Origin of the sequence: Natrinema halophilum (assembly GCF_013402815.2) — an archaeon.
GTDB classification, from domain to species: domain Archaea; phylum Halobacteriota; class Halobacteria; order Halobacteriales; family Natrialbaceae; genus Natrinema; species Natrinema halophilum.
The window spans coordinates 2,562,742-2,588,103 of record NZ_CP058601.1 but is presented as its reverse complement, the minus strand read 5'-3'; the positions used below and the strand labels follow the sequence as shown (position 1 = coordinate 2,588,103).

21 protein-coding genes are annotated in these 25,362 nt (G+C 64.4%); 5 read left to right on the top strand and 16 right to left on the bottom strand.

Annotated features, from left to right (window positions below; genetic code table 11):
• The first annotated feature begins 14 nt into the window (after nt 1-14).
• Nucleotides 15-2,903 (top strand): M14 family zinc carboxypeptidase, encoded by a 2,889-nt coding sequence (locus tag HYG82_RS33320; protein ID WP_425495344.1) that lies wholly within the window; start codon nt 15-17, stop codon nt 2,901-2,903.
• A gap of 25 nt (nt 2,904-2,928) precedes the next feature.
• Here the strand turns inward: HYG82_RS33320 and pheT are convergent, their stop codons facing one another.
• From pheT to HYG82_RS33305, 3 genes are all read right to left on the bottom strand, one after another.
• Nucleotides 2,929-4,641 (bottom strand): phenylalanine--tRNA ligase subunit beta, encoded by a 1,713-nt coding sequence (pheT, locus tag HYG82_RS33315; protein ID WP_179261338.1) that lies wholly within the window; start codon nt 4,639-4,641, stop codon nt 2,929-2,931.
• A complete protein-coding gene (gene pheS, locus HYG82_RS33310) occupies nt 4,641-6,167 on the bottom strand; it encodes a phenylalanine--tRNA ligase subunit alpha (RefSeq protein ID WP_179261337.1) in 1,527 nt (508 codons plus the stop codon). Before pheS ends, pheT begins: the two co-directional genes overlap by 1 nt.
• 137 nt (nt 6,168-6,304) lie before the next feature.
• Nucleotides 6,305-6,448, bottom strand: a complete 144-nt coding sequence (locus HYG82_RS33305; RefSeq protein ID WP_179261336.1) for a hypothetical protein — start codon at nt 6,446-6,448, stop codon at nt 6,305-6,307.
• 185 nt (nt 6,449-6,633) lie between these two features.
• Here HYG82_RS33305 and HYG82_RS33300 point away from each other — a divergent pair, with 185 nt between their 5' ends.
• Nucleotides 6,634-7,620 carry a DUF5518 domain-containing protein gene (locus tag HYG82_RS33300; protein WP_179261335.1) on the top strand — a complete coding sequence of 329 codons (987 nt, stop codon included), beginning with the start codon at nt 6,634-6,636 and terminating at the stop codon, nt 7,618-7,620.
• Between the two features lie 105 nt (nt 7,621-7,725).
• On the opposite strand, the gene HYG82_RS33295 is transcribed toward HYG82_RS33300, so the two are convergent.
• Both HYG82_RS33295 and HYG82_RS33290 read right to left on the bottom strand, forming a co-directional pair.
• Nucleotides 7,726-9,027, bottom strand: a complete 1,302-nt coding sequence (locus HYG82_RS33295; protein WP_179261334.1) for a hypothetical protein — start codon at nt 9,025-9,027, stop codon at nt 7,726-7,728.
• A gap of 180 nt (nt 9,028-9,207) precedes the next feature.
• Complete coding sequence (locus HYG82_RS33290) at nt 9,208-10,803, bottom strand: tryptophan--tRNA ligase (protein ID WP_179261333.1); 1,596 nt, start codon at nt 10,801-10,803, stop codon at nt 9,208-9,210.
• Between the two features lie 104 nt (nt 10,804-10,907).
• Between HYG82_RS33290 and HYG82_RS33285 the strand changes: the two genes are divergently transcribed.
• A complete protein-coding gene (locus tag HYG82_RS33285) occupies nt 10,908-11,303 on the top strand; it encodes a methylated-DNA--[protein]-cysteine S-methyltransferase (protein WP_179261332.1) in 396 nt (131 codons plus the stop codon).
• Nucleotides 11,304-11,356: 53 nt separating this feature from the next.
• A complete protein-coding gene (locus HYG82_RS33280) occupies nt 11,357-12,286 on the top strand; it encodes an ornithine cyclodeaminase family protein (protein WP_179261331.1) in 930 nt (309 codons plus the stop codon).
• 8 nt (nt 12,287-12,294) lie between these two features.
• Here the strand turns inward: HYG82_RS33280 and endA are convergent, their stop codons facing one another.
• The 9 genes from endA to HYG82_RS33235 all read right to left on the bottom strand — a co-directional run bounded on the left by endA (nt 12,295) and on the right by HYG82_RS33235 (nt 21,157).
• Nucleotides 12,295-13,365, bottom strand: coding sequence for a tRNA-intron lyase (gene endA, locus HYG82_RS33275; protein ID WP_179261330.1), 1,071 nt, complete (start codon nt 13,363-13,365; stop codon nt 12,295-12,297).
• 254 nt (nt 13,366-13,619) lie between these two features.
• Nucleotides 13,620-14,396, bottom strand: coding sequence for a DUF91 domain-containing protein (locus HYG82_RS33270; RefSeq protein ID WP_179261329.1), 777 nt, complete (start codon nt 14,394-14,396; stop codon nt 13,620-13,622).
• 446 nt (nt 14,397-14,842) lie between these two features.
• Complete coding sequence (locus tag HYG82_RS33265; RefSeq protein ID WP_179261328.1) at nt 14,843-15,469, bottom strand: OsmC family protein; 627 nt, start codon at nt 15,467-15,469, stop codon at nt 14,843-14,845.
• A gap of 187 nt (nt 15,470-15,656) precedes the next feature.
• Nucleotides 15,657-15,887, bottom strand: a complete 231-nt coding sequence (locus tag HYG82_RS33260) for an Lrp/AsnC ligand binding domain-containing protein (RefSeq protein ID WP_179261327.1) — start codon at nt 15,885-15,887, stop codon at nt 15,657-15,659.
• A 55-nt stretch (nt 15,888-15,942) separates the two neighbouring features.
• Nucleotides 15,943-16,644, bottom strand: a complete 702-nt coding sequence (locus HYG82_RS33255) for a hypothetical protein (protein WP_179261326.1) — start codon at nt 16,642-16,644, stop codon at nt 15,943-15,945.
• Between the two features lie 172 nt (nt 16,645-16,816).
• Nucleotides 16,817-18,049 (bottom strand): DUF7345 domain-containing protein, encoded by a 1,233-nt coding sequence (locus tag HYG82_RS33250; protein ID WP_179261325.1) that lies wholly within the window; start codon nt 18,047-18,049, stop codon nt 16,817-16,819.
• A 205-nt stretch (nt 18,050-18,254) separates the two neighbouring features.
• On the bottom strand, nt 18,255-18,629 hold the full coding sequence (locus HYG82_RS33245; protein WP_179261324.1) for a hypothetical protein: 375 nt from the start codon (nt 18,627-18,629) through the stop codon (nt 18,255-18,257).
• 21 nt (nt 18,630-18,650) lie between these two features.
• Entirely contained in the window at nt 18,651-19,208 is a 558-nt protein-coding gene (locus tag HYG82_RS33240) for a hypothetical protein (protein ID WP_179261323.1), read from the bottom strand.
• 419 nt (nt 19,209-19,627) lie between these two features.
• Entirely contained in the window at nt 19,628-21,157 is a 1,530-nt protein-coding gene (locus tag HYG82_RS33235; protein ID WP_179261322.1) for a molybdopterin-dependent oxidoreductase, read from the bottom strand.
• 349 nt (nt 21,158-21,506) lie between these two features.
• Between HYG82_RS33235 and HYG82_RS33230 the strand changes: the two genes are divergently transcribed.
• Nucleotides 21,507-22,163: an HAD family hydrolase gene (locus HYG82_RS33230; protein ID WP_179261321.1), complete on the top strand. Its 657-nt coding sequence runs from the start codon at nt 21,507-21,509 to the stop codon at nt 22,161-22,163.
• 5 nt (nt 22,164-22,168) lie between these two features.
• Here HYG82_RS33230 and HYG82_RS33225 read toward each other — a convergent pair whose 3' ends face one another.
• Nucleotides 22,169-24,523, bottom strand: a complete 2,355-nt coding sequence (locus HYG82_RS33225) for a DEAD/DEAH box helicase (protein WP_179261320.1) — start codon at nt 24,521-24,523, stop codon at nt 22,169-22,171.
• Nucleotides 24,524-24,713: 190 nt separating this feature from the next.
• The gene (locus HYG82_RS33220; protein ID WP_179261319.1) at nt 24,714-25,325 is read right to left on the bottom strand and encodes a DUF7978 family protein; all 612 of its coding nucleotides are present in this window, start codon (nt 25,323-25,325) and stop codon (nt 24,714-24,716) included.
• Nucleotides 25,326-25,362 lie beyond the last annotated feature (37 nt).

Below are 25,362 nucleotides of genomic sequence, written 5' to 3'. Positions count from 1 at the left end.
GATAACCAATACTAATGGCTAACAACGATAGCTACGACGGGCGGTCGATGGTCAGCGACCGTCGTCTCGACTCTGACGCCGGCAGCCCTACTCCGAACGACACGTTCACAGAGAGCATCATCGATCGACGAACCTTCCTCAGTCTCTCGGCAACGACGGGTGCAGCGCTCGCCCTTCCGGGATCTGCCACCGCGGACGTGCGCGGCGAACCGATGACCGACGAGTGCGCATTCGTGGTCAATCACACTCCGGCCGAGTACGAGACGCCAATCGGTATCGAGTTTGCCGACCAGAACGCACTCGAGACGTTCGCAGACGAGTACGCGACGGCACCCGATCCCGACCTGCCTCGGGCACCGAAAGCGGTCATCCGCGACTCGCCGACGCTCGCGGCACACGCACACCTCACCGCTGACGAGGTCGCTTCCGTCCTCGGGCAAGACGGCATCGAGCGACTCGACTTCTCCCCGGGTGCGAATCCGTGGTGGACGCTCGAGTCGCCCTACGCCGACGGCGTCTTCCCGCCGGTCGAGGAGGCACGTAACTACGTCTCGTACGACGAACTCCTCTCCGGACTCGATCATCTCGAATCCGCTCATCCCGACCGCGTACGTGTCGAAGCGATCGGTGAGTCTCCGGGCTGGTCGAATCGGTTCACCGGTGAGAACCCCGATCCGAAACCCATCCACGTCGCCGAAGTGACGGCAAATGTCCGGGACGAGGAGTCGTTCGCTGCAAAGGAGAAAGTAGTTTACTCCCTCTCGATTCACGGTGACGAACGAGCCGGAGCCGAGAGCGGGTGCCGTCTGATCGAGGACATCGCAGCAGGACGGGCGGACGACTTCGAGCCCCTGCTCGACGACGTCGTCATCCTATTTTTGTTTCCCAATCCCGATGGGTGGGTCGCACGGACCCCCCAGACCGAGATCCCGTGGGTCGAGGCCCACGACACGAACTTTCAGCGGGGCAACGCGAGCGTCTTCGACAGACAGCCGGTCGATACCAACCGTCAGTACCCGACGATCGGATGGACGAATCCAAGCTTCCGTCCGGCCGAACCGAACGGTGCTCCCGACGAATTCGATGATATCGTCCCCGACTCCCTTTCGATCGTCGACCATTTTCGCGGCTACGACAATGTCGCCTTCTTCTGTGACTACCACGGGATGTACACCGCGGATCACGTGGTATTCGGCCTCGAGTCGAACGCGTCGTTCGACTACGGAGAGACGCACGAATTCGACGAGATCTGCGTTCGAAACGGCAAGGGGATGCGGGCTCACTGGGGCGACGTCGGACCGATCGAAGACGATATCGCGACCGCAATCGAGGAGATGTATCAGTGGGTAGATGACGGGGCCAAAGCGGTCCCGGACGGTGAGAGCTACGACGGGTTGTTCGACTGGGGGACGATTTACGATTCGATCGGCTACCAGGTCACGGGCAGTCTGTTCGGCTGGGCGGGACAACCCGAAGCGTTCGGCGGCCTCGGGGCGACCGCGATGTCGCCGGAGGTGATTCTCTCCAATCACCGAGTTGCGGCACAGAAGGAGTGGAAACCGTACTGGTCGCGCCACTACGTCACCGCGTATCGAACTTCGATGCGTGAGTGTGCGGAAACGATAGTGCGCGAACCGAGTGCAACCGTCGCGACCGGCGGGCAGGACACCGCGTACGTCACCACCGACGCACTCACGCGCTCGTCGGCCGATCTTCCACACACCGACACCCCCTCCGTTCGCAACCCCGACCGTCGCGACGGCTGTCCAACCGAGGTGCGACGAAGCAGCGAAGTCGTGCATCCGACCTCTACTGGCCGCTCGAGCGTTGCGGCGGACGCGAACGACTCGTCACATTCCCTATTCATCCGCTTCGACGGCGTCCGACACGCCACCGAGGGGTCGATTCGAGTCACCGATCCGGACGGTACCATCGTTCGGGAGATCGATCTCACTGCGAAGGAGGACCCGACCGACCCGACGGCGCGAAAACACGATTTCGAGGACGCGTTCGTCCGCCGGCCGCGGGCGGGTCGGTGGGACATCGACGTCAACTGCGACGCTGACGTACACGTCGACACGACCGTGATCGACGTCGACGGCGAGATACCCGATCCGGAAGCCGTACTCGGATACGAACAGCGCGAGTACGCCGTCAACCCGATGCAGTTTTTCGCCGATCTCGAACCCTACCTCGAGGACGGCGCCATGGATGGAGTAGGTGTCTCTCAGGTCACCGCCGGCCAACTGGTCCGGGACGATGGGACGACGTGTCGGTACGACACCCTCGTCGTCTCGTCTGATGCGGGGATCGACCAGCCGTCGTATATCGAAGCGATCGAGACCTTCGTCGATCGCGGCGGCGATCTGGTGCTTACGGACGCGGGTGTGGCCCTTCTCGGCGAACTCGACGTGGGCGCCGCCGCGTCGATCGAACCCACGGACGTCCGTGACGTCGAGATGCTGTTTGCCGTCCTCGAGGACAGGGCCCTCGATCACCCTTTGCTCGCAGGAATCAGGCCTCGACAGCGAGAAATTTGGACGGGACCGCAACTCGGCTACACGACGGAACGCGACCAACCAGCGACGATCGTCGACCGCGACGCATTCACGGCAGCCGGTGGCTCCGTCGCCGGCTCCCTTTCCGGTTCGGAGCGCGACGGCGATCCCGGCCCCGCCGATTCCGGTGTCGGCGCCGGAACGCTTTCGGCGGGCGACTCCGAGATCACCGTGCTGGGATCGGTGCTCCCACCCGCCCAGCAGACCGAACTCCACCCCTTCGGAATGGCGGACTACGCCCTCTCGTTCCTGGGACATACCCTTGTCTGTAACGCGCTCGGCTTCGAACAGCGACGCTACGACGCCGACGGCGAACTCGTTCGAACGTACGGCGAGATCCGGTAGCCGGTGGGCCACCCCGTTCGAGGACCTACCGCAGCGCCTCGAGGTCGAACTCGAATGCAGAGACCGGCATCTCGAGGTCGTGTTCGACGAGGACCTTCGGGTGGACTTCGCCGATAACACCGACTTCGGTCCCGTCGATGACGACGGCTGCAGTTCGACCGGAAATGAAGGTCGGATGGTCGGTCGCCGGCGTCTCGAGGTCGACATCGAAGTTGCGAGTCAGCGCCTGGAGGCGGGCCTTGGCGTCTTCGTAGCCGACGTCGTGGTTCGCGAGAACGGCTCCGACGCGACGGCTCTCCGCGACGCCGGTATTCTCGCCGTCGTCGACCTCGGCGGTGAAGCCGATTTCGGCCAGATTCTGCGGGTACGCGCGGTGCGTGTTCCGCTCGAGGACCATCAACAGCGAGGGAAGGACCCACGTTCGCAGCATCGTAAAGTCCTCGCTGTAGGGCTCTTTGATGGTCGCGGGCTCGCCAGCCCCGTAGACGTCCTCGCCCGGTGAGATATCGAGTCGGTCGTAGTTCTCCGATTCGCTTATCATATGGAAGTTAAGCAGGTCCTCGAATCCCAGGCCGACCAGTTGGGTCCGGGCTGCGTTCTCGAGCCGGGAGCGCTCGTGACGGCCGCCGACGGTCCCGACGTCCGGATAGCGCGGCTCGAGGTCATTGAAGCCGTAGGCGCGTCCGAGGTCGTCGATGACGTCGAGCGGGTGGAGGACGTCGACGCGGTACGGGGGGATCGTCACTTCGTAGACGAGGGCGCCCTCGTCGTCTTCGCGCGTTTCGGCTTCGAGCCCCGAGCGCTCGGCGAGATCGATCACTTCATCCGGATCGAATCCGATCCCGAGGATGGTCTCGATGCGGTCGTGGGCGACCGTCTTCGTCTTCGTCGAGAAATCCGGACGAACTAGTCCGTGATCCGGATACTCGATTTTGACTTCCTCGATCGTGGCTCCACGCGCCGCGAGCGCGTAGCAGACGATGTTCAGCATCTTGTCGATCGTCCACTGGTCGGTACCGGTCATCTCGACGAAGAGGTCCCGTGAGTCGGTCGTGACCTCGGTTCGTCGGCCGTTTATCACCGGCGGGAACGAGAACAATCCGATGCTGTCGTAGATTGCGGGGTAGCGTTCGTACTCGCTGACGAGATCAGCGTAGGTCTGGCCGGTCTGGTGCTCCTCGAGTACGTCGGCGGGCGTCATCTCCTGATCGGAATCGAGCGGGACGAATCGGTCTCCGTCGGGCTCGACGCCGACGTATTGGATGGTCGGGTTGCCTTCGGTCGCGGCGGTCCCTTTCAGCATCGTCAGGTCGTGGATCCCGATCGCGCCCTTCGCACGCTTGCGTCCCATCGTCGCGTGAAGCTTTTCCTGAAGCTGGATGAGCGAGTCCAGCCCGTCGTCGTCCAGATCGACGTCGCGGATCACCGCTCCGGTGACGTACGGCCGTTCGTCGGGGACCGACTCGTCGACCTCGATGGTCCACTCGGCGCTGTTCGGTGACGGGAGGTGAATCCCCCTCGCGTCACCGTACTGATAGCGCATCGAGCGGGCGACGCCCTCGACGGAGAGCCGATCGAGACGGTCGGGCGCGAACTCGAGCTCGAACGTGCCGTCTTCCGTCCGTCCCTCGAACTCGAGGCCGAGTCCGAAGAGGTCGTCGATCAGTTCGTCGTCGCCTTTCTCCTCGTGACCGGTCAGGTCTCGCAGTTCGTCGGGGTCGATGTCGACCGTGGGCATCAGTAGGTCACCTCCGTCTCGCGCAACAGTTCCAGGTCACACAGCGTCCCGTGGATGTCCCGGATATCTTCGAAGCCGTACATCAACATGAGCAACCGTTCGAGCGCGAGTCCCCAGGCCATCACGTCGCACTCGACGCCGAGGGGTTCGAGCATCTCCTCGCGGAAGATGCCCGAGTTGCCGATTTCGACGAGTTCGCCGGTCGTCGGGTGGGTGCCGAAGAGTTCGAAGCTCGGCTCCGTGTAGGGGTTGTAGTGGGGCTTGAACTCGATGTCGGTGATGCCGAACTGAGAGTAGAATTCCTCGAAGGTGCCCATCAGGTCTCGGACCGAGAGTTCCTCGGCCATCACCCACCCTTCGATCTGGAAGAACTCGAGCAGGTGCGTCGGGTCGAGCGTATCGTTTCGGTACACCTTCTCGACGCTGAAGTACCGCTGTGGCGGTTCCAGTCGTCCGATCTCCTCGCCAGAGAGGTATCTGGTCGACAGCGAGGTGGTATGCCCGCGCAGCGCGAGCGCACGCGCGAAGTCTTCGTCCCACGGCGAGTGGTACCCCTCGCCGTCTTCGCCGACGCCTTCCCTGTGAGCGCGCTCGACGCGCTCGACGAGGTCCGCCGGAAGTTCATCGATGTGCGTCGGCTGCTCCAGGGCGAACCGATCCCAGTGGGTCCGCGCCGGGTGGTCCTGTGGCATGAACAGACAGTCGTTGATCCAGAAGTCCGCGTCGACGTGTGGCCCCTCCATCTCCTGAAAGCCCATCCCGACGAGGACGTCCTTGACCCGCTCGGCCGTCTGGCGCAGGATGTGGACGTTGCCGCCGTCGAACCGTTCGGCGTCGGCCTCGACGTTGTACTCGGTGAACTCGACGTCCTCCCACTCGCCGCCGGTCAGCAGTTCCGGTGTGACCTGGCCGACCGTCTCGGCGGTCTCGATTCCGGCCATCAGCTCCGTGACGGCGCGTTCGGTCAGGGTCACCTCGCGGACCGTCGACTCCCGGCGTTCGACCAGCCCGCGGCGCTCGAGTTGCTCGACGGTCTCGACGTCGACGTCGACGCCGTCGAGCGGCGCGTCGTCCGCGTCGGCGAGTTCCTCGAGCGCGTTCGCCTCGGAATCCGCCTTGGGGTTCGCGTCGGGGTCGGCGGTGATCTCGCCACTGTCGATGCTGCCGTACCCCTTGCGCGCGTAGTTCGAGAGCGCGATGTCGACCGCGTCGCCCCCGAGGCCCGACGCGCCGATGACACGTCCCATCGAGACGGAATCGGCGTCGGCACCGGCTTCGAGAGCGGCCTCGTAGAGTCTAACCTCGGGAAGTCCGTTTTCGACGTACTCGCGCCCCTCGTCGGTCGGCGCGACCGTTTCGTCGACGCGCTCGCTGACGGCAACCAGTCCCTCGTCCTCGAGTTCGAAGACCGCGCCGGTGACGGTCTCCGGGGGAAGGTCGGTCGCCGCGGCGAGGGCGTCGACGGACGTTGCCTCGTCCGCACTCGCGGTCTCTAGGACCGCGACCTGTTGTGCTGGGAGTTGCATTCGCTTGTTCGTATGGCTGCGTGTCGGTCAGTTAGCGGTTCCGATACCGACCGGGACGGCGCCCCGGCGGCCACCTCGAACGGTCGGTTTCGCCGCGAACGCCCTGTGTGAGCGCGTGCGGTTCCACCGGCCCCAATTCACCGGGCGAAAAAGAAGCCGAATCCCGTCTGCAATCGCTGTGACCGATCGCCGACACCGGCACGTTCGCTTCGTTCGTGACCCGCGTCTCGTTTCGGTCTCCTCATCGAGACGCCGGCACACGCGTGGGATTCGAGCGCCATACGGGGTGATATCCCGTTCGGACCAAAAACATTGCGGGTCGATCCCACGGGGATCGGTTCCTCATCTCGATCCCGATAGAGAACCCCTCTCGCAATAGCCTCGAGCCTCTGCATCGGTCGCTTTGCCGCCCGGTGACGAACGTCTCTCACCTAGATTGATACGTTCGTTCAGTGATGTAATGACTATGGGGACTCGTTCGGGCGACAGTTCGTCGGGATCGTCCGTCCGACGCATCGCGGGATCGTTTCTCGCCGGACTCGTCGCGATCGGCGTGGTGGCTATCGCGGCTATCGATTCGTCGCGGTTCGTACTGGCGGCCGTCCTGTCGCCGGCGGTCGGGGGCGCTGTCTCGGGGTTCTTCGCGCGCGGTCGACGTCGGCTCGGTACCGTCCTCGGGATGTTGCTCGGTCTGACGGTCATGATCAGTTCGTTCGCGCTATTCGGCTACTGGCTCGCAAACGCGCCGCCGATGACCGGCGGTGCCGGTCTCGGAATCGCCGCGCTGTTTCTCATCGTCGTCGTCGTCGGTCTTCTGGCGATCCTGTTCGGTGGGCTCGGGGGCCTGCTCGGCGCGACGCTCCGCAGCGAACTCGACCGAGCGCCCCGAACGGGGGCGGTCGAGGAGCGCGAGGACACCGCCGATTCCGGCCGGTTCGGCGACAGCGGATCGGCCGACGTGACGGTCGATTCTCGACCGGAAGCCGAGCGACCGACGGTCGGGAGTTCCGATCGAGACGCCGACGATCGTACGGTCGGGAGTTCCGATCGAGACGCCGACGATCGTACGGTCGGGAGTTCCGATCGAGACGCCGACGATCGTACGGCCGACGACCGGCGGCCGATCACGAACGTCATGGTCGGAAGCGCGCTTTCGACCGTGATTTTCTTCGTCCCGGGATCGCCGTTCATCGGGGGTGTGGCCACGGGATACCTCGAGCAAGCTGGGTGGCGACGCGGCGCGGTTCTCGGTGCCGTCTCCGGGCTCGTCGCGACGCCGCTCGTTCTCGCCGTACTCGTGCTTCTCGCGGTCGCCGTCTTCTTCGTGTTCGCAGGTGTGTTCGTTGATTATCTTCCGTGGCTCGCCGCCCTTCTCGCCGCCTATTTCGTCGTACTGTCGGCCGTCGGCGGTGCGATCGGTGGTGCTCTCTCTTCGCCCCGGACGAACGGTTGACGGCTGCGTCTTCGACGCGAACGACGGCACGGCGATGCGTCTCGGCGAGCCGATCCAGTCCCGGTCGTCTCCGTGCCGGCTCAGTCGCCCCACCGATTCGACCGTCTAATTGTTCGAAGCTCGAGCCGGCTCGAGCGAGCTGGCGTCGAGCCATTCGAAGCCAGATCGATCCGCGGTCGGGTTCGCATCGGGTATCGCCGCGGGATCGATCCTATCGGCGAACTCGATGCGGATCTCGACGGGCCCTGCGGCCGGTAGCTCCGGGAGAAAATCGTCGCTCTCGAGGAGTCCACGCGCCGAGACGTTCCCGCCCGCATCGAGCGCGGCCCCGAGCGCGCGGTAGCGGTCGTCGTCGGACCGACAACTGACGCCGGTTCCAAACGCATCGTTCGAGATGCGCGCGGTCGGGCTGGTGCCCGAGAGCGTGCTGAAATCGTCCGTGCCCGTTGTGCGGTCCTTCGTCGACCGGTTTCGAGATCGCTCGCTCGACCTCTCCGGCGACACGTCTCGCTCGGATTCGCTCGCACCGGATTCGCTTCCGTCGGTCGATGCAGCATCGTCGGTCCCTCGCTGTGAAACCGTGACCGATGGCGACCCGCCCCGCATCTCGTATCCCTCGACCGCGTTCGACTCCGAATCTTGCTCGGCTTGCGGACGTCCTTCCGCTTCGTCGATCAGCGACCCGACGTTCACCGATGGTTCGTTCTGGTGTCGCACACCTCGTTCGAGCGCCCACGACGGCCACGGGCCGTCAGCGTCGGCGCTTATAGACCCGCCGGTCGGCCTGGATACCCCTTCCGGTTGTTCGACCGGGACGTACGCCTCGAGTCCGTACTCGGGCAACAGTGGCCGATCGAACGCGTCGATTCGTGGGCCGTACCGATCGCGGAGTCGCTCCAGTTCGCCGACTTCGATCAGCGCACCTCGCCAGCGATCGATACCGGCCGAAAGGAGGATGAACCGGGCGTCGGTCCCCGCGAGCAGCGACTCGCTGATGTCCCGGAGAACGGCGGGCAGGTTGTTGGTTCCAAGCGGCGTCTCCGGGTAGGTGATCGTCGTCTCGCGATGCCGACCGCGTGGATCGGCGGCGACGATTTCCGCCCCGTGGGGTGACGGCGTGACCGCGAGCGTCCAGCCGATCGCCTCGAAAACGGCTTCGAGTTCGCTCGCGAGGTCGGTCTGCGAGTATCGGGCTGCACAGGCGATCCCACGGTCGCTCTGAGCGATCAGCCGTCGGAGAACCGCCGTCCGATCGATCCCGTGTCCGAGTGCGTCGGTCAACACCCCCTCGAGTGTACTCTCACCTGTCGATTTCCGCTCGATGTCAGTCGCCGTGACGCCGAATGCACCGAGGACGTCGGCAGAGACCAGCAGGTCGTCGTTCGAATCTCGGGGATGCGGAGCCATCGATATCTGCGGGTTCCACAACCGGACCTATATATCTTCGTCAGACGCCAAAACCCAACTCAGAGGTCGTCCGAAATTCCCTCTCAGTCTGCGTGCCGGATAGTCGCCGCGCGAACCCGAGAGCGCGTTCCGTGTGTACGTCGCATCGATCGTGCGTCGCGCACCGATTTCGCGTCGCGCTCAACGACGCCGCGGCGATTCGAGTTCGATGTCGGCAGCCTCGAGCAGGTCTTCGACTTCGTCGCGTTTTTCCTGGTGCTCCGCCAGGAACTCCCGCATGAGCTGGGCAGCCTGCTCCTTGCAGTCACCACACAGGCGCTCGCCGCCGACGCATTCGTCGTAGACGCGTTTGGCGAATTCGTCGTCGTCACCGGCCAGCAGGTAGGCGTAGAGTTCGTAGACTGGACACTCGTCGGCTCGGCCCCCCTTCTCGCGCTGTTCTTCTGCGGTCTCGCGGCCGCCGGTCGTCGCTGCCTTTACCTTGTCGTAGCCGTCCTCGGGGTCGTCCAGTAGCGAGATGTGACTGGCCGGGATCGAGGAGGACATCTTGCCGCCGGTGAGCCCGGTCATGAATCGGTGATAGATCGAAGACGGCGGCTGAAAACCGTAGCCGCCGGTGTCGACTTCGATCTCGCGGGCGAGTTCCTCGGCTTCGTCGCGGTTGATCTCGAACGCGTCGACGTGTCCCTCGTAAACCCGCTTTTCGCCCTCGATGGCGTCGATCAGCGCCTCGAACGCCTCGTCGGTCGCCCGCCGATCGAAGAATCGGATGCGCGGTCGGACCGGTTCCATGCCGGCTTCGTTTAATTTCGCCAGGACTGAACGTAGCGTCTCGGCGTCGGCGTCGAGTTCCGAGAGGGGGGTCCCTTCGAGCGCCTCCGCGACGTGGACGCACCGAAGGCTATCGTCGTCGAAGTCGGCGGAATCGAGCTCTTCGTAGAACTCCGCGACCAGGTCGCGCTCGTCGAGATCGAGTTCGAAGCTGGCGTAGGCTTCAGACACCTTGAAGAACCGCATCCGTTCGGCGAGATCACGGGCCAGCCGGACGTGGGGGTCCTGGTCCGGTCCGACGGGGATCACGGTCGGCTTTGGCTCCTCGAGTTGCGGGTAAAGAATGTCGGCCATCTGGGTGACGACCGACTGCATGTGTGAGACGTCAGTTTCGCCGTCGAAGCCGTAGATCGCCTGCAGCTCGGAGAAGTTCGCTTCTGCGCCGAGTTCGAAGGCCAGATCCTGTAGTTCGCGGTTCGTCGACTGACGGTAGAGCGTTCCGTCTTCGAGGTCGAAGCCGAGCGCGAGCAACGAGAGCAAGTAGTCACGCGCGTGTTCGTCGATCTCCTTCCAGCTCATGCCGCGAGCCGAGTTGGCTTCGAGATCGGCGATCAGCCCGTAGGCGTCGGCACCCTGTTGCTGGTGCCAAATGATCTCGTCGAAGACCAGCTTGTGACCGATGTGAGGGTCGCCGGTCGGCATGAACCCGGAGAGGACCGCTGCGGGCTCGTCGTTTTGCAACGCCTGCGCGACCGGGCGATAGTCCCTGTGCCCGAAGATGACCCCTCGGCGCATCAGGTAGTGGGGATTCGGGACCTCTTCGAGGACCTCGTCGAACTCCTCGATGCCGAATTCCTCGAACAGCTTCCGGTAATCGGAGACGCTCGAGGATCCCCAGGGGTCCAGCGCGACGTCGTCGGCTCCAGCAGCGCCACCATCCGCGAGCGGTTCCCCGGTCGTCGGTTCCCCTGACTCGGACTCCTCGAGTGGATCGTCTCCGGTCATTAGTGTGCGTTTTGGCGCGCCAGCGCGCAAAAGCCTTCGGCTTCGCTCTCGGTCGAATTTCCGACACTCGAGAGTAAAGTGGGTGCGGGCCGAACGTCGATCCGATGCGCATTCGGGTATTCGGGCACGAGCGGGAGATCGACGGGTCGCGGATCGACGCGACGCCGACAACGATCCGTGAGCAGGTGCAGGAATACGAGGCCGGTGAGCGTGACGCGTTCGACCTCGAAATCGAGTTCCCCGATGACTTCACCGGCTCCGTCATGCGAACGATGACGGAGATCCCAGCCGGCGAAACGCGAACGTACGGGGCGGTTGCGTCGAAACTCGAGACCGCACCGATCGCGGTCGGGCAGGCCTGCGGTCGCAACCCGATTCCCGTGATCGTCCCCTGTCACCGAATCGTGGGCGTGGACTCGCTCGTCGGCTACACGGGTGGACTGGACCTCAAACGGCAGTTGCTCGAGCACGAAGGTGCGGCGATTCCGGACGAGTCGTAGCGATCGTCGACCCGTCGCGCACGTTTATACTCCGTCCACCCAACGGATCGGGCATGACCGGGTTTCCCGTTCTGACGGACGGCGACGTCTACTCCCAGTTCGAGTACGAACAGGTCGTCGACGCCATGCGCGATGCGCTCGCGCAGCGAGCAGCAGGGGCCCTCGAGGCCCCGCCGCGCTGGCACGTCGATGCGGGCGAGGGGGAGCTGGTGTTCACCGCGGGAGCCGCTACCGGACCGACCAACGCGGCCGGGTTTCGGGTTTACGAAACCCATCCCGAGTCCGGCGACGATCATACGGAACTGGTGGCCGTCTTCGACGCGACGACCGGCGCGTTCGAGGGGCTGATCGTGGGCCACGCGGTCGGCGGGCTCAGAACGGGCGGCATCGGCGGCGTCGCCATCGATTGCCTCGCTCGCGAGGACGGCACGACGCTTGGCGTGCTCGGATCGGGGTTCCAGGCTCGAGCGCAGGTCGGCGCGGCGTGTGCGGCCCGCGACTTCGAAGCGGTACTGGTCTACAGTCCGACGGCCGAGAGCCGCGAGGCATTCGCCGAAACGGCGGACGGTGAGGTCTCGCCACCTGTCTGCGCAGTCGATGATCCCGAATCAGTCGTCCGCGAGGCCGACACCCTCGTCTGTGCGACCGACAGCGACGAACCCGTTTTCGACCCCGACTGGCTCGCATCCGGTACCCACGTCACGACGATCGGCCCGCGCTTTACGGATGCCCATGAACTTCCGCTCGACGTCGTCGACCGCGCCGACGTCATCGCGACCGATTCGGTGATACAGGTCGACGCGTTCGATAGGCCGTACATCGCTTCGGGCGCGAATCGCGAGCGGATGGTCGAACTCGCGGACGTCCTCGCCGAACCCGAACTCGGTCGCCGGCGTGAGGACGCGATCACGCTCTTCTGCTCGGTCGGGTTGGCCGGGACGGAGGTCGTTCTGGGGGCGGCGTTTCTTGAGCGATTCTCGTAGGTCGGTGCTCACGGCGTGAGCCGTTCGAGTGACCACCACTCGATTCCCCCGTCTTCGTCGGACTCACCACTCACGAGCGCGAATACCATCGTCTTTCGAACGCCGTGTGCGAGCCGGACGTCGAGCGCCAGATCGCGCGGTTCGAAGACGTACGCCGCCGGATGGACGCGGACGAGCAACTCGGAGTGACCGAGGTTTTCTACGGATTCGACATCGGCGTACGTCCGAAAATCCGCGCCGAACTTGTATCCCGTTTTGGGGACGACTCCCCGTTCCCGCAGCACACTGTAGACCGTCAGTCGCCGATCGAACCGCTCTCCTTCGACCTCCCGCCCTCGTTTGCGGACCGTCTCGGGCTCGAGGGAAAGTGCACCTCGTTCGGCGAGGTACGTCGCCTCGAGCAGGGAACACTGTAGCGTCGGCCGGTCGTATTCCCGTCCCTCTAGGGGCTGGCCGTAGAACGCTCTTTCGTAGAGTTCGAGTGGGGGGTCCCAGATGACCACTCGATCGGCGAGGAGGTCCGCCTCGCAGTTCGCCGGCATCTCGCCGCCGGTGTCCGACGTTCCGGTCGGATTTCGGCGGTCGATCTTGAAGTAGGTGATTTCGCTCTCCTCGTCGACGACCGCCAGGACGCCCTCTCGGAGTTCGCTGGCTGGAATATCGGTTCGCTCGCCAATGATTCGTAACGCGTACGCAATGTCGCCGTCTCTCGGCCCTTTCCCCCGAGGGAACACGGCGAAGTCCGCCTCACTGCCGGGTGGATTCGGAATCCACGGCTCCGCGGCCGGTGAGAGGTAGAATCCCCGCGACCGCAGATCTGCGTAGACGAGGAACCGAACGCCGAAGTCGAGCCCGGGTTCGCGAGCCACGAACTCCCGAAATTCGAGTCGCTCGCCGCTCTCGACGTCGACGACTGCCTCGAGATCCCCTCGATACAACAGGTGAGCCGCCTCGACGGGCGCGAGAGCGATTTCGTTCCCGTCGAGCGGATAGCCGTAGCCCCGCGAGTCGTGATACCGCTGGCGTGCGTCGCCTCCGACGCGGACGACGCCGTCGTCGAACCGCCCCTCGAGTGCCATATCGGGTGTTGGCTGGCCGGGACTAAGTGGCTGCGGATCGGTTGCCGTCCGTCGCTACGGTTGCGTCCCTTCATCGGATGAAACTGTCTCGAAAGCCCTGGCACGGTCGACTCCCGGAATTCGCTGCGGTCCTCGTTGCGCTCCTCCTTCGAGCCCTCGGTCATCGGGGTTCGTCGACCGCGCCAGCCCCTTTTGTTCCCGCTACCCCAGCGGCGGCTGATCGGGGGCTAGCGCACGGTAATTCTGCGGGTTGCTCAGTCGTCCGTCTCGGATTCGGCCTCGAGTACTCCGTCCAGCGCTCGATTGCAGGTCCTGTCGAGACACCGGGTGCCGCTTGCGGTCTCGAACGTCGGTAGCCCGCACCCGCACTTCCCGCCGACGACGCCAGTGGGAACCGCAAAGCCAGTGTCGCAGTCTGGGTAGCGTTCGCACCCGGCGATGAGGCCCCCTCGCCGGAGAATCCGGAGATCGCCATCACAATCCGATTCGGGGCACTGCCACTCGCGGTCGAAGGCCTGGCTGACCGCAGCGTCGAGCGACTCGCAGGCGCGGTCGAGACAGACGTCGAACGCTAGTCCTCGTTCGACGCGCATTCGAGGAAGACCGCAATCGCAATCGCACTGCTCGTCTCGGATTGTGGCATCCGTCGGCACGCCATAGCAGTCGCCGCAACCGACGCAGTTGACGCCGCTCGAGCGGACGAGCGCTCCGTCGCAGTCGGGACACACCCCGACGGGCGTCCCGGCCGCGGAAGCCGGGTAGTGTGCGAACCCGTCCTGCTCGTGGGCTGCGATTCGCAGCGTCTGGGTGTCTTTCTTCGCAACGAGTGTGAAGTCTCCCGTGCGATCGCTCGAGACGCTGTCCGCACGGGTGATCCACGCGACCGGCTGGTAGCCGTCGATATCGTGGACCAGCACGGTGTTGTCCGGCTTGACGAGCGTCGTTACTCGGCCGCGGTACTCCTCACGGTCGGTATTCTCGGTGATGACGGTACAGTCACCCGCGAGGATGCGGATTGCGTCGTCGATCATAGGGCCGTTGGCCGCGGTTTCGTACTTAAACTCGAGGTCAGCGGTTTCGAAACTGCGTCGAGCATCGTCCGAGGCCGGAAATCGAACCGTCACACCGATTTTTCGTCTAGTAGTCGTTGAACGTCATTGCACATCCCGCTCGCGAATTCGCGGCCAGCGAGCGCTCGCTGGCCGCAGCAGTGCGAGCAGCGGGGAAATCGCTTCAACGACTACTATATTTGCCAGGTGCTTCCCCGAACTCGGCCGGCGAAGATACATCGTCGACCGACGTGTGCACGTCTTCGTGTGTTCTCCGCTCTCAGACACGAAATCGATGAGCCCGAACGCTAACGGCGTCTTGAAGTCGTTCGTTTCGATGAATTCCCCGACACCCCGTCGCTCGCTGGTACTCGGTGCCGGTTCAAAACGAAAAACTGCCCGGAGCCGAACGTCTCTCGCTGCGCCGTTCAGGCGGGTGTGCTGAAATCGACCTTCGGTCTGTTGGGGTGTTCCATCGTCACGAGATTGTAAACGGGGGAGCGATTGTAGTACTCGCGAACCGCCCCTTTCTCCGCCTCTGTGAGATCGCCCGCAACCTCGACGTCGATCTCGAGTTCACCGTACATCTCGTGGGCCCTGTCGACGTCGTGGATGCCAAAGAGCATCCGGAGATCGATCGGGGCGCGCACGGTCGTCGTCACGTCGTCTATTTCGATCCCGTCCCGAATCGCGTTGAAGACGACGGTCCCGTTGATACACGCCGTGAGTCCGGCCAATGTGCCTTCGACCGCTTCGTAGCGGTCTGTCGGTTCCTGATATCCCATCGCGTCTTCGAGTTCCGGCGGCAGGCCGAACTCGAGAGTGTGTTCGCGATCCATTCCCATCTCCTCGCCCCCGAGAGCCCATTCGCCGATCGTGGCGGCAGTCCGATTTGCGACGTCTTCGGTGACGCCCGATGCGCGAAATTCGAGTTTGGCTTCGTCGGGATTGGCTTCGACCCACTCGATGAACTCGAGGTGTTCACCGGCGTCGACGCCGTGTTCGATCTCACCGGTTCGTTCCGCTGGGGGTTGCCGTTGCTCGTCTGGTGTCATCGTCCTCCCTCAGATACGAGTAGGCTCACCAGCGGCTTAACCGTATATTGCGGTTTTGCCGGAGGATCCGGAGACACGTCCAGTTTCCCGGACCTGTCCGGGAGCCATTCTCCACGCCGCAGCCGAGTAGGCATCGATCGCGGGCGGTGACGAGGAATCGGACGACCGGCCACGGACGGGCAGCCGATCAGTCGATGCAGACGTACGTTCGCGTCGTCCCGACGCCCTCGAGCGACCGAATCGTAGTCGTGACTGTCCCGAGTACGTCGTGGGGCTCGTCCCCGGTGAGTTCGACGATGACGTCGAAATCGCCCGCGATGACGTGCGCCTCGACGACGTTCGCGGTGTCGCGGAGAGTCTGGCAGACCTCCCCGGAGGTACCTGCTGCAGTGTCGATCAGTACGTATGCGTAGACCATTTCGCTGACCTACGATCCCACGGATCAAAAAACGAAAGTGCCCCGTAATCGCCCCTCAATTCTCGTTCGGACTTCTAATGGTCCCGTTTCCGCCGTCTACTCGTGTTTCGTCGGCAGAGCTGTCATCGCCGGCGTTCGGTCTGCGGGTAGCGCGGTCGTCGCCCATCGACCGTCCGACCTCGTCACCGGCGACCGACCGTGCGATCGCGGTCGTGTCCGGTCCGCCGAGTTCGCCGGCACGGTCTCGCAACGTTCGGATCGACTCGACGTCGACCCCGCGTTCCGCGAGCACCGATTTGGGCAATCGGGCTGCCGTCGTCTCTGCCGCTGTCACCTGTCTCTCGACCGTTCGCAACTCGGCAACGGTTTTCGCGACTTCAGCACGATAGCGCCCCTCGCTGCGTTCGCCGGCTGCTCGAGATTCGTTCAACGTCTCGAGTCTGGCCTCGAGTTCGTCGAGGCGCGTTTCGGTCTCCTCGATTTGGGCGGCGACGATGGCGGCTTTCGTCTCGTTCGTCTCGGCGTTCGCGATCCTGACCCGGTAGGCTCGCTCCGAGACGTCGCCCTCGATTTCGGCGTTCTGGACGCCGACTGCGGCAACGAACCGTTCACCCGGTTTGACCGATTCGTTCCCTGCTTTGGGGTCGGTATCTGCTTGCGATACATCGTTCGACACGACGCCCGCCGCAGCGAGGGGAACCGCGACTGCCGTGACGACGAGTACTGCGACCAGCGTGATCGACGTAGTTCGATTCATTGGTATGTCGGTGTCTTCGATTGGTGATATACTCTCGAGACGTTGACTCGAATTCAACGTCAGTTAACGCGATTCAACGCCACTTTCGATCCGGTTCCGTCCATCGATTTCGCCGATTCTGCCTGATCTGCCTTCGCCGTCCGATCCATCCTGCCGTCTGCATATGGTCGTCTCATTCCGTTTCGTCACCGTCGTTGTCGGTCGCTGCCTTCGTCTTCGGTCCCGCCTCGTCTCTCTCGGGTAGCGAGAGTACGTTCTCGCGACCGAGGCGGAACGACTCGAGTTTCTCCTCTTCCCGCAGTCCGCTGACGACCTTGCTCGTTTTCGCGTCGGTCCAGCCGAGTTCCTCGACGACGGCCTGCTGTTTCATCCGGCCATCGTGGTTTCTGAGGAGACGAAGGACCTGCTCTTCGTTGCTAAGAAGTTCCATATCCGGTGACCCGCTCGTCCTCGAGTCGTCGGCCGTCGCGGTTGCCGTGGCGACGTCCGAACCGGACGCAGGACCGGAATCGGTGCCGGAACCGGATGCAGGACCGGAATCGGTGCCGGAACCGGACGCAGGACCGGAATCGGTGCCGGAACCGGACGCAGGACCGGAATCGGACTCAGGTACCGAATCTCCGGTACCGCCGATGGGCTGATCCGCAGTCCGCGTGCGGGTACGGTACCACCACGCCAGGGCGGCGCCGAATCCGAGCACTCCGACCGCAATTCCCGCGATGATCGCGGTGCTCGGGCCGGCACCCGCGGCGGTGACGACGACCCGCGGCTCCCCGGAGATAAAGTCCGTTTCGCCCCCGCGCCAGATCACGGCTTCGTCGCGTTCCTCGTCCGGATCTGGCGTGACCGACGCTCGCTCGTATTCGTTCGGCCACTCGATCAATAGTCGCGTTCCGTCGTCGAGGTATATCCCTTCGATCGCGTCGCCAGCGCGCAGTTCGTCGCCCTCGACGGCGGCGAACCCGTGCCAGTCGAACGTGTACCTGACGACCCCGTACGAGCGCGCGAACGACTGACGCTCGGTGCTTACGTCGAACTCGTCGGCGGTCATTTCCCGCCCCGTCGCATTGCTCGCCACGTCGACCGTCTCGGTCATCCGTTCGGCGAACGTCCGCGTGTGATTTTCGGGATCCTCTCGAATGTCGTCCCGCAGCGACTCGAACGCCGTCGTGCTCTCGTTGTCATCCAGCCGGACCCAGAACTCGAGCGTCCACTCGGCGGTCCCGTTAGCTCGAAGCCGAACGTCCATGCGAACCTCGTCCGCGTCGATTCGATCCTCTTGGAGCGTAAACGGGTTCGACTGCGACTGACTCACCTCCGTCGCCCCTACCCCGGTAACGAACGGTACAGTCCCTGTAAGAAGTATCGCGACGATCACGACCGTTACCCCGACGCGACCGTTCATACCGCTCGATGCGCGTGCCATCGCTTAAACCACACGAAAGTCGACCTTTCGCGTCAGCGAACGAACCAGCGAACGGAGGCTTGCGGTGTCCAATTCGCAATGCAACGGACACTCGAAAGCGCGGAGGGCCGCAGCGTCAGCGGGGAGCGAAAGAAGGAGGGTCAGTAGCGATTCCGAAGCGCTCCGAACCGTCAGCGGGATTGATTTAGGCACCCGGGACGCCGAGTGCCGAGACCGAACCGACGCCGATCAACTCGAGGGCTGCGAGGACGACGACTGCGGCCGCCCAGGCGACGATGCCGACTGCAGCGGCCCGTAGCCAGCCGAGTCGGAATCGCCATTTGACGACGCCGACCCACGCGACAGTCGCCAGCAGCCACCCGAGCAGCGGGATCGCCGCGAGGACGGTCCATGCAAGTGCGCCGAACAGTGCAGTCAACACTGCGTGAGCGTATTCACCGGTTTCCGAGACGACGTGGGTGCCGGCGTACAGCGCGCCACCGCCGACCAGCAGGCTCACGGCGAACGAGAGCACCCTGTCCTCGAGGCCGATCGGCGCAGGCTGAGCGAATGGTGGCATGGTGAGTTTGTACGCGATGATCTATTCGTCGCTGCTGTCGGACTCGTTTCCGCTCTCCTCCGAGTCGTTCTGTTCGTCGACGGACTGTTCGTCTTCGTTCGACTGCGACTTCTCGGTGGTATCGTCGCTGACTTCGCCGTCGCTCTCATCCTGTTCGGACTCGGTTTCACCGGCGCCGTCGCCGCTATCCGTTTCATCGTCTTCGTCGGCCTCGTCGTCACCGTTACCCGGCGTCACTTCGCTGATGGCGTCGCCGAGGGATCCCTCGAGATCACCGCTCAAGTACGATGAAATTCGGTCGTGGATCGCTGTGACGTGATCGGGGACTTGATCTGGGAGGCCAACGGCCGGCCCCTGTCCGTTGCGTTCGTCAGCGGGAGTGGCGGACGCGGATTCGTTGTCGTTTCGGTTCTCGTATCCGTTGGCGTGTGGCTGGCCGTCGGGAGCAGCGGTTGGTTCGTCGGCATCGTCCGCGCCCGTATCTACGGGCGCGGGTGCATTTCCGGGCGCTGCTGCAGCGAACCCGGTTGCCATGATCAGTACTCCGCACAGGGCTGCGATGATGGTCGTTCGTTTCATAGCTCGCAACTGACTCTCGACGCTCGGATGAACTTCAAGGGGGGATGCCGTGAACCCGATTTTCGAGCAGTTGCGGCCATTTGATGGACGTTTTCCCCGGTTTGTGGCCCGTTCAACGCCGATCGATGGAGGGCGGGTCGACAACGTCCGGTGAGCCGATGATGTATCGAGCGAGGGAAGCGAACGGGCGCGGTGCGCGACCACTGTCGAGCGAGTGTGGTCTCACAGGATCGTCCGCCAAGCGTTGTCGACGCTTCTCTCCGGGATGCGTTGCTTCGTACCCCGCCCGAATACCCATTCTTTCCGTCCGGTCTCGAGAATCGCGGGACGAACCGATCCAGAAAGCGTTGTGGTACCTCGTTGCCTCGCGACCGAGGGTGACGGCGCTCGTTTCGCTTGCCCCTCCCGTTGCTGGCGGCTTATCGTTCGACCGTCACCGAGGCCCACCCGGTCGGTCCGTCGGGTTTCGGTCCCGACGGGGATTCGGTCTGAACCGTTCCGGTCCCGTCGATCGCCCGGGCGACGACGTCGTGACTGTCGCCGGTCGGCTCGAACGTATGGCGCCACTGTCGCCAGACGTCGTGAGGTTCCCCCTCGAGCGGTGCGGAGAGTTCGGCGTCGGTCCAGGTGGTTCCGCCGTCAGTCGAAACCTCGACCGCCCGGACGCCCTGAAGCCCCGCGTAGGCGTGACCACCGACGGTGATCGTACCGTCTTCAGTGCGATCGACCGACCAGATCTTTGCGACGGTCTCGACCTCGCCCGTTCCGTCCCAGCCGCGTTCCTCCCAGTAGCCGCTTCGATCCTCGTCGGTGAGTTCGATCTCGCTGATCCACTTGACGTTCACTTCACCCCAGTTGCCCGGGACGAGCATGCGAACCGGGTGGCCGTGTTCGCGTGGCAGAACGCGGCCGTTCATCCCGTAAACGATGTACGATCGCTCGAGGGCTTCACGGGTGACCGTGTTCCAGTAGTCGTCGACGGCCCGGACCACGGCGTATTCCGCCGCGTCGTCGGCGTCGGCCTCGTCGAGCAGGTCGGCGACGGGTACCCCGGTCCAGACGGCGGTGTCCATCTCGCGGTCGTTCAGGTACTCACCGACGCAGCGAAGCGTGCTATAGAACCGGGTCGCGTCGCGATCACGGAGGTCTTTGTACTCGAGTTCCGTCTCGGAGCTGACCGCGCCGGTGATCGACAGCGACCAGTCGTCTCGATCCACGACCGGATCGATCGAGTTGATGTCGACCGTGTAGAAGCCGCCGATTTCGCTGATCAGACCCGGTGCGTCGGGGAGGTCGAATGCGCCGTTTCGCGCCCGAGTCAACAGTTTCTGTTCGGCGGTCGGCGGTCCTGTTCCTCCATCGAGGTATTGAACGCTCGAATCGGGCGTGCGACGTCGGCCGACGACGTAACCGAGGCCGGCAAACGAGAGAGTCGCCAGGCCGGCCTGAAGCGTGGCTCGTCTGGATCGGTCGACGGTCCGATCCCTGCGGACGGATAGCGGGTCGTTCGCTGCGAGGACTTCGACGATCCCGACGACCCCCGCAGCGGGTGCGCTGGCAGCGACTGCGGCCACCGGCGCACCGGTGGCGACGACGGCGAGCACCCAGACGACGCCGCCCGTAAGCGCCACCGCGAGGTACTGGATGTCGACTGCGGCCTCGAGTTGAAGAGTCGCGAAGACGAGGACGGTCAGGACGGCGACGACGAGTGCCAGCGCGAGTGCGAAACTCGTGGGCTGTGCGAGCGGACCGAGCGCGTCGAGGGCCGCGTTGACGATCACGGCCGGCATAGCTCTCGTGACGACCCTGGCCGCAGGTTCGCCGACGAACGCCGGACTGAGTCCAGCGTAGGCGAACGAACCGGCTGTCGCGGCGACGGCCGCGAAGGTCGCCTCGAGTACGCGCAGTGTGACGACTTCGTTCGTCACACGAGATAGCGTGGTAGTCATCGTATGGTGTGTTGGGCTGTAACATGGTAAATGTGGCCACGATAGTAGCGTACCGACTGAGAGTCAGCCGCGTCGTCGAACCGCGACGAGGCCGCCGCTGTGACGTGGTCGACGATGCGTTCGTCGACGGCGATATTCTCACCGCGACGGCGTTCACCCGGAGATCGATCTGGCGCTGTGAGGTCTCGAGTGCGATCTCGGCGAGGTCGCGGCGGCTGAGGTCACAGGCGAATGGGGTCCGAACGCTGCAGCGAGCTCTTCGGCTAACAGCGATTCCGGGCAGCCTCGACGTATCGCCGACGACGGCGTGCCAAATGGCTATACGAGACGACCAACTACCCTGGTGTACATGTCTGCTGTGTTGTTCGATATGGATGGCGTGTTGGTCGATAGTGAGGACTACTGGGTCGATATCGAGCGCGAGGAGATTTTCCCCGCAGCCGTCCCTGACGCCGACGTCGATCTCGCCGAAACGAGCGGGATGAACTTCCGAGAGATCTACGATTATCTCGACGAGGAGTACGGGACGGCCATCTCTCGCGAGGAATTCATCCAGCGGTTCGACGAAGCCGCCGAGGAGATTTACACCGAACGCGCCGAGGTGCTGGACGGCCTCCACGACCTCCTCGCCGAACTGGACGACCGCGGCGTCCCCACCGCGCTCGTCTCCTCGTCACCCCACGATTGGATCGGCATGGTCACGGAGCGCTTCGACCTCGAGGGGTCGTTCGATCGCGTCATCAGCGCCGACGACATCGACGGCGCGAGCAAGCCAGCCCCGGACGTTTTCGCGTACGCGGCCGACGAGATCGGCGTTCCTGCCGCAGAGTGCGTAGTCGTCGAAGACTCGGAAAACGGGATCGAGGCGGCCGCTCGAGCCGGAACCGTCGTCGTCGCCTACCGGATCGAGGCCCACGGCGACATCGACCGCTCGCCCGCCGACGAGATCGTGGACTCGCCCGCGGCGCTTCGGGAATGTGTGCTCGAGTTGACGGCGGAGGAATAGCGGCGCTACCGCACGTCGACCGTCCGACTTGCCTCGATCGGTAACAGCGGCGTCTCGGGGAAGGCGACGCTGACGGTAAACTCGAGGCTCTCGGCGTCGGCACCGAAAACGCCGACAGGGACGGTCTCCGAGTCGCGTAGGTACGTGTTCGCACTCGTCATTTCGACCCCGTTGACGGTGACCCGGATACCGGCGCGCGCCGGTTCGCCAACGTTTCGCACCGTGACCTCGCAGACTTCGTTTTCGCCCGCCGCGATCACGTCGGGGAACTGCCCCCACTCGAGTTCGATCGAGGGAAGCGACTGTGCGCCCTCGTAGACGCGCTCTGCGACGCCGTCCGAGAGCCCGGCGTTGACTAGCCCCTCGACGCCCGTCTCGACGACGTCGCCGGGGGTCGACACGCCCTCCGTCGCGAGCTTGCTCGCCCGGCCCGGGCCGACGCCGTCGATCGCGGTCAGCCCCACCGCATCTTCAGCCACGCCGTTCTCGATACGGGCCTCGACTCGACGCGCGAGGTTCGCCGCGTGGGGGCCGACGAACCGATCAAGGAAGGCACCGAGCGCCGAGATGAGCCGCGTGGCGTTGCGCCGAATGACCCAGGCGTCGCTGCGAAGTTCCGCAGGCGTGCTTCCGCTGGCCGCCCCGCGGAGGATCGCGAGCACCTTCTGCTGGCCCGCGTCGAGGTCGTCCGTATCCGCGCCCACGAGCACTGCGTTGACCGCGTCGCGTTCGTCCTGACGGGCCGAAACCGAATCGAATTCCTCTGCGGTCGCAACCGTCTCGAGGATGTCCTCGGCCTCGAGCCTGCCGGATGTCGCGCGATCGCAGAGGTCGGCGAAGTGTGCCGCCGTGTCAAGCCGGAGGTAGTACTTCGAGGTGAGTACCCCGAGCGGCGTCGCCTCGATGGAGAGGTCCTCCCCGGTCTCGACGAACCCCCGATCGACCAGCCCCTCGAGGCAGTCTCGAACCCGCTGGCGCAGGTTCGGGAAGTCGTAGTCGTCGGGTCGTGACTGGCCGCGGACGTAGTAGAACGTCGTCTCGAGCCAGTCCATGACGTCCTCTAGATCGGTGATCGTCCCCATCGCTATCTCGGCGTTCAGGTGGGTCTCGAGGCTCTCTGCGAGGCGCGACTCGATCTCCTTTCCGTCGCGGAGCAGTCGGCGGTACTTGTCCGCCTCGGCGGCGTCGCAGACGACCCAGCCGTAGCCGACGTCGTCGTACCCCGGTCGGCCGGCGCGGCCGAGCATCTGCAAGACGTCGAGCGGGCTCATGTCGACTTCGCCTTCGAGGGGATCGTGGTGTTTCGTGTCCCGGATCACGACACAGCGGGCCGGCAGGTTGACGCCCCAGGCCAGCGTCGAGGTCGAGAAGAGCAGTTCGATGTGGCCCTCCTTGAACCACTCCTCGACGAGGTCGCGGTCGTTCTTCGAGAGCCCGGCGTGGTGGAAGGCCACGCCGTCGAGCACCGACTTGCGGAGCGTGGCGTCGTCGATCTCGTCTTTCGATTCGGTGTGGAAATCGTAGTCGCCGCGAGCGCCGATCGGGACGTCTCGCTCGGCGATCTCGTCCCGAGCCTTCTTGGCGGCCTGGACGGTGTCCTGTCGGGAGGAGACGAAGACGAGCGTCTGGCCGTCCTCCCGGAGGTGGGGTTCCGCGAGATCCAGCGCCCGGTACAGGCGGCGGTACTTGTCCGCAAAGGAGTTATCGCCGTGGGTATAGGTCTTGACGCCGGCGTTGAGTTCGACCGGCCGGTACTCCTCGCCGAACTCGAAGGTCGTCTCCGCCGGGGCGTTGAGCCACGCCGCTACGTCGGAGACGTTCGGCATCGTCGCCGACAACGCGACGATGCGGGGGTCACAGAGCCGGCGCAGGCGAGAGATCGTCACCTCCAGTACTGACCCGCGGCGGTCGGCGTCGAGCAGGTGCACCTCGTCGATGACGCAGACGTCGATGTCGGTGACGAAGTCGTAGCGTCGCGAATCGTGTTTCCGGGTCGCCGAGTCGAGTTTTTCGGGGGTCATCACGAGGATATCCGCTCGGCGCGCGCGGCGAGGATTCAGATCGCGCTCGCCGGTGACGACGTAGACCGAGTAGTCGAGCGACTCGAAGCGGTCCCAGTCGTCTTCCTTTTCGTTCGTAAGGGCTCGAAGCGGCGCAATAAACAGCGCCGTGCCGCCGTCGGAAAGGGCTTTACAGATCGCCAGCTCCGCGAGCGCGGTCTTCCCCGAGGCCGTCGGCGCGCTCGCGACGACGTTTTCGTCTCGCTCGAGCAGTGCGGGCAGCGCCTCACGTTGCATCCGGTTGAACTCATCGAAGGCAAAGGCGTCGGCAAATTCGGGCAGAACCTCGGCGACCTCCATCACACGGAAACGAGGAGTGCCGGGTGAAAGGCGTTTCTGTCCCGGCCCGGGCGACCGGGGACCGGTCCGACGCCGCTTCGCCCTACCCGCTTACGGGCTGCCTGCCGCCCCGCCTGTCGGTGCGATCCGCTCGATCGCTTCGGTCGCAGCCGTGATCGGACCTGTTCTCGAAACGGGGTGTGAAGCTCGGTTACCGCTTGCGGACGGCGACGGGCAGCGCCGCTCCGACGGTGGCAAACACGAGCGGGTAGATAATTCCACCGAGCAAGACGGCGGGCACGAGCGCGGGTGCAAACGAACTGCTCGCCTCGATTCCGAACGCGGTGCCTTCGGCGCTGTACTCGGACACGACCGCACCGATGCCCAATACTACGGCGTAACCGATTGCGACAGGTGCCCCGACGACGACGGCTTCGCCGAAATCGCTACCGTTCCATCGCACGGCGAGAAACACCCCGACTGCGAGCAACACGAGCGGCGGCACGACGTACAACAGATCGGCGTTCGAACTGCTCGACTCGGCGATGAAGTTCACGGTATCCGTCCTTCCCCACGATCCGATACTGCCGGTGGTCTCGATGTCGATCATGTGGGCGTTATAGAAGTACCAGGCGACCCCCTTCCATTCGGGGAGGTTTTCGGCGACGATATCGGGGGTATTCTCGCGAATCTCGCCACTGATCAGCGCGTACGTCACGAGATACCCGATCACGGCGGCGAACACCCCGGACCCAGCACTCGCCGCGACGGTCGAACGACGCGATCCGGCGGTGGTCTCGAGTGCTGCCGGCTGTGACACCATTTCGTCACACACAAACAACCGTTGATATAATGTTCTT

What these genes read in the sequence shown, in the direction of transcription:
- HYG82_RS33320 (WP_425495344.1), top strand. Translation starts at nt 15, where the DNA reads ATGGCTAACAACGATAGCTACGACGGGCGGTCGATGGTCAGCGACCGT.
- endA (WP_179261330.1), bottom strand. Translation starts at nt 13,365, where the DNA reads ATGGCACTCGAGGGGCGGTTCGACGACGGCGTCGTCCGCGTCGGAGGC.
- HYG82_RS33265 (WP_179261328.1), bottom strand. Translation starts at nt 15,469, where the DNA reads ATGACACCAGACGAGCAACGGCAACCCCCAGCGGAACGAACCGGTGAG.
- HYG82_RS33280 (WP_179261331.1), top strand. Translation starts at nt 11,357, where the DNA reads ATGACCGGGTTTCCCGTTCTGACGGACGGCGACGTCTACTCCCAGTTC.
- HYG82_RS33285 (WP_179261332.1), top strand. Translation starts at nt 10,908, where the DNA reads ATGCGCATTCGGGTATTCGGGCACGAGCGGGAGATCGACGGGTCGCGG.
- HYG82_RS33300 (WP_179261335.1), top strand. Translation starts at nt 6,634, where the DNA reads ATGGGGACTCGTTCGGGCGACAGTTCGTCGGGATCGTCCGTCCGACGC.
- HYG82_RS33250 (WP_179261325.1), bottom strand. Translation starts at nt 18,049, where the DNA reads ATGAACGGTCGCGTCGGGGTAACGGTCGTGATCGTCGCGATACTTCTT.
- HYG82_RS33220 (WP_179261319.1), bottom strand. Translation starts at nt 25,325, where the DNA reads ATGGTGTCACAGCCGGCAGCACTCGAGACCACCGCCGGATCGCGTCGT.
- HYG82_RS33290 (WP_179261333.1), bottom strand. Translation starts at nt 10,803, where the DNA reads ATGACCGGAGACGATCCACTCGAGGAGTCCGAGTCAGGGGAACCGACG.
- HYG82_RS33270 (WP_179261329.1), bottom strand. Translation starts at nt 14,396, where the DNA reads ATGATCGACGACGCAATCCGCATCCTCGCGGGTGACTGTACCGTCATC.
- HYG82_RS33235 (WP_179261322.1), bottom strand. Translation starts at nt 21,157, where the DNA reads ATGACTACCACGCTATCTCGTGTGACGAACGAAGTCGTCACACTGCGC.
- pheS (WP_179261337.1), bottom strand. Translation starts at nt 6,167, where the DNA reads ATGCAACTCCCAGCACAACAGGTCGCGGTCCTAGAGACCGCGAGTGCG.
- HYG82_RS33245 (WP_179261324.1), bottom strand. Translation starts at nt 18,629, where the DNA reads ATGCCACCATTCGCTCAGCCTGCGCCGATCGGCCTCGAGGACAGGGTG.
- HYG82_RS33255 (WP_179261326.1), bottom strand. Translation starts at nt 16,644, where the DNA reads ATGAATCGAACTACGTCGATCACGCTGGTCGCAGTACTCGTCGTCACG.
- HYG82_RS33305 (WP_179261336.1), bottom strand. Translation starts at nt 6,448, where the DNA reads ATGGCGCTCGAATCCCACGCGTGTGCCGGCGTCTCGATGAGGAGACCG.
- HYG82_RS33225 (WP_179261320.1), bottom strand. Translation starts at nt 24,523, where the DNA reads ATGGAGGTCGCCGAGGTTCTGCCCGAATTTGCCGACGCCTTTGCCTTC.
- HYG82_RS33230 (WP_179261321.1), top strand. Translation starts at nt 21,507, where the DNA reads ATGTCTGCTGTGTTGTTCGATATGGATGGCGTGTTGGTCGATAGTGAG.
- HYG82_RS33295 (WP_179261334.1), bottom strand. Translation starts at nt 9,027, where the DNA reads ATGGCTCCGCATCCCCGAGATTCGAACGACGACCTGCTGGTCTCTGCC.
- pheT (WP_179261338.1), bottom strand. Translation starts at nt 4,641, where the DNA reads ATGCCCACGGTCGACATCGACCCCGACGAACTGCGAGACCTGACCGGT.
- HYG82_RS33240 (WP_179261323.1), bottom strand. Translation starts at nt 19,208, where the DNA reads ATGAAACGAACGACCATCATCGCAGCCCTGTGCGGAGTACTGATCATG.
- HYG82_RS33260 (WP_179261327.1), bottom strand. Translation starts at nt 15,887, where the DNA reads ATGGTCTACGCATACGTACTGATCGACACTGCAGCAGGTACCTCCGGG.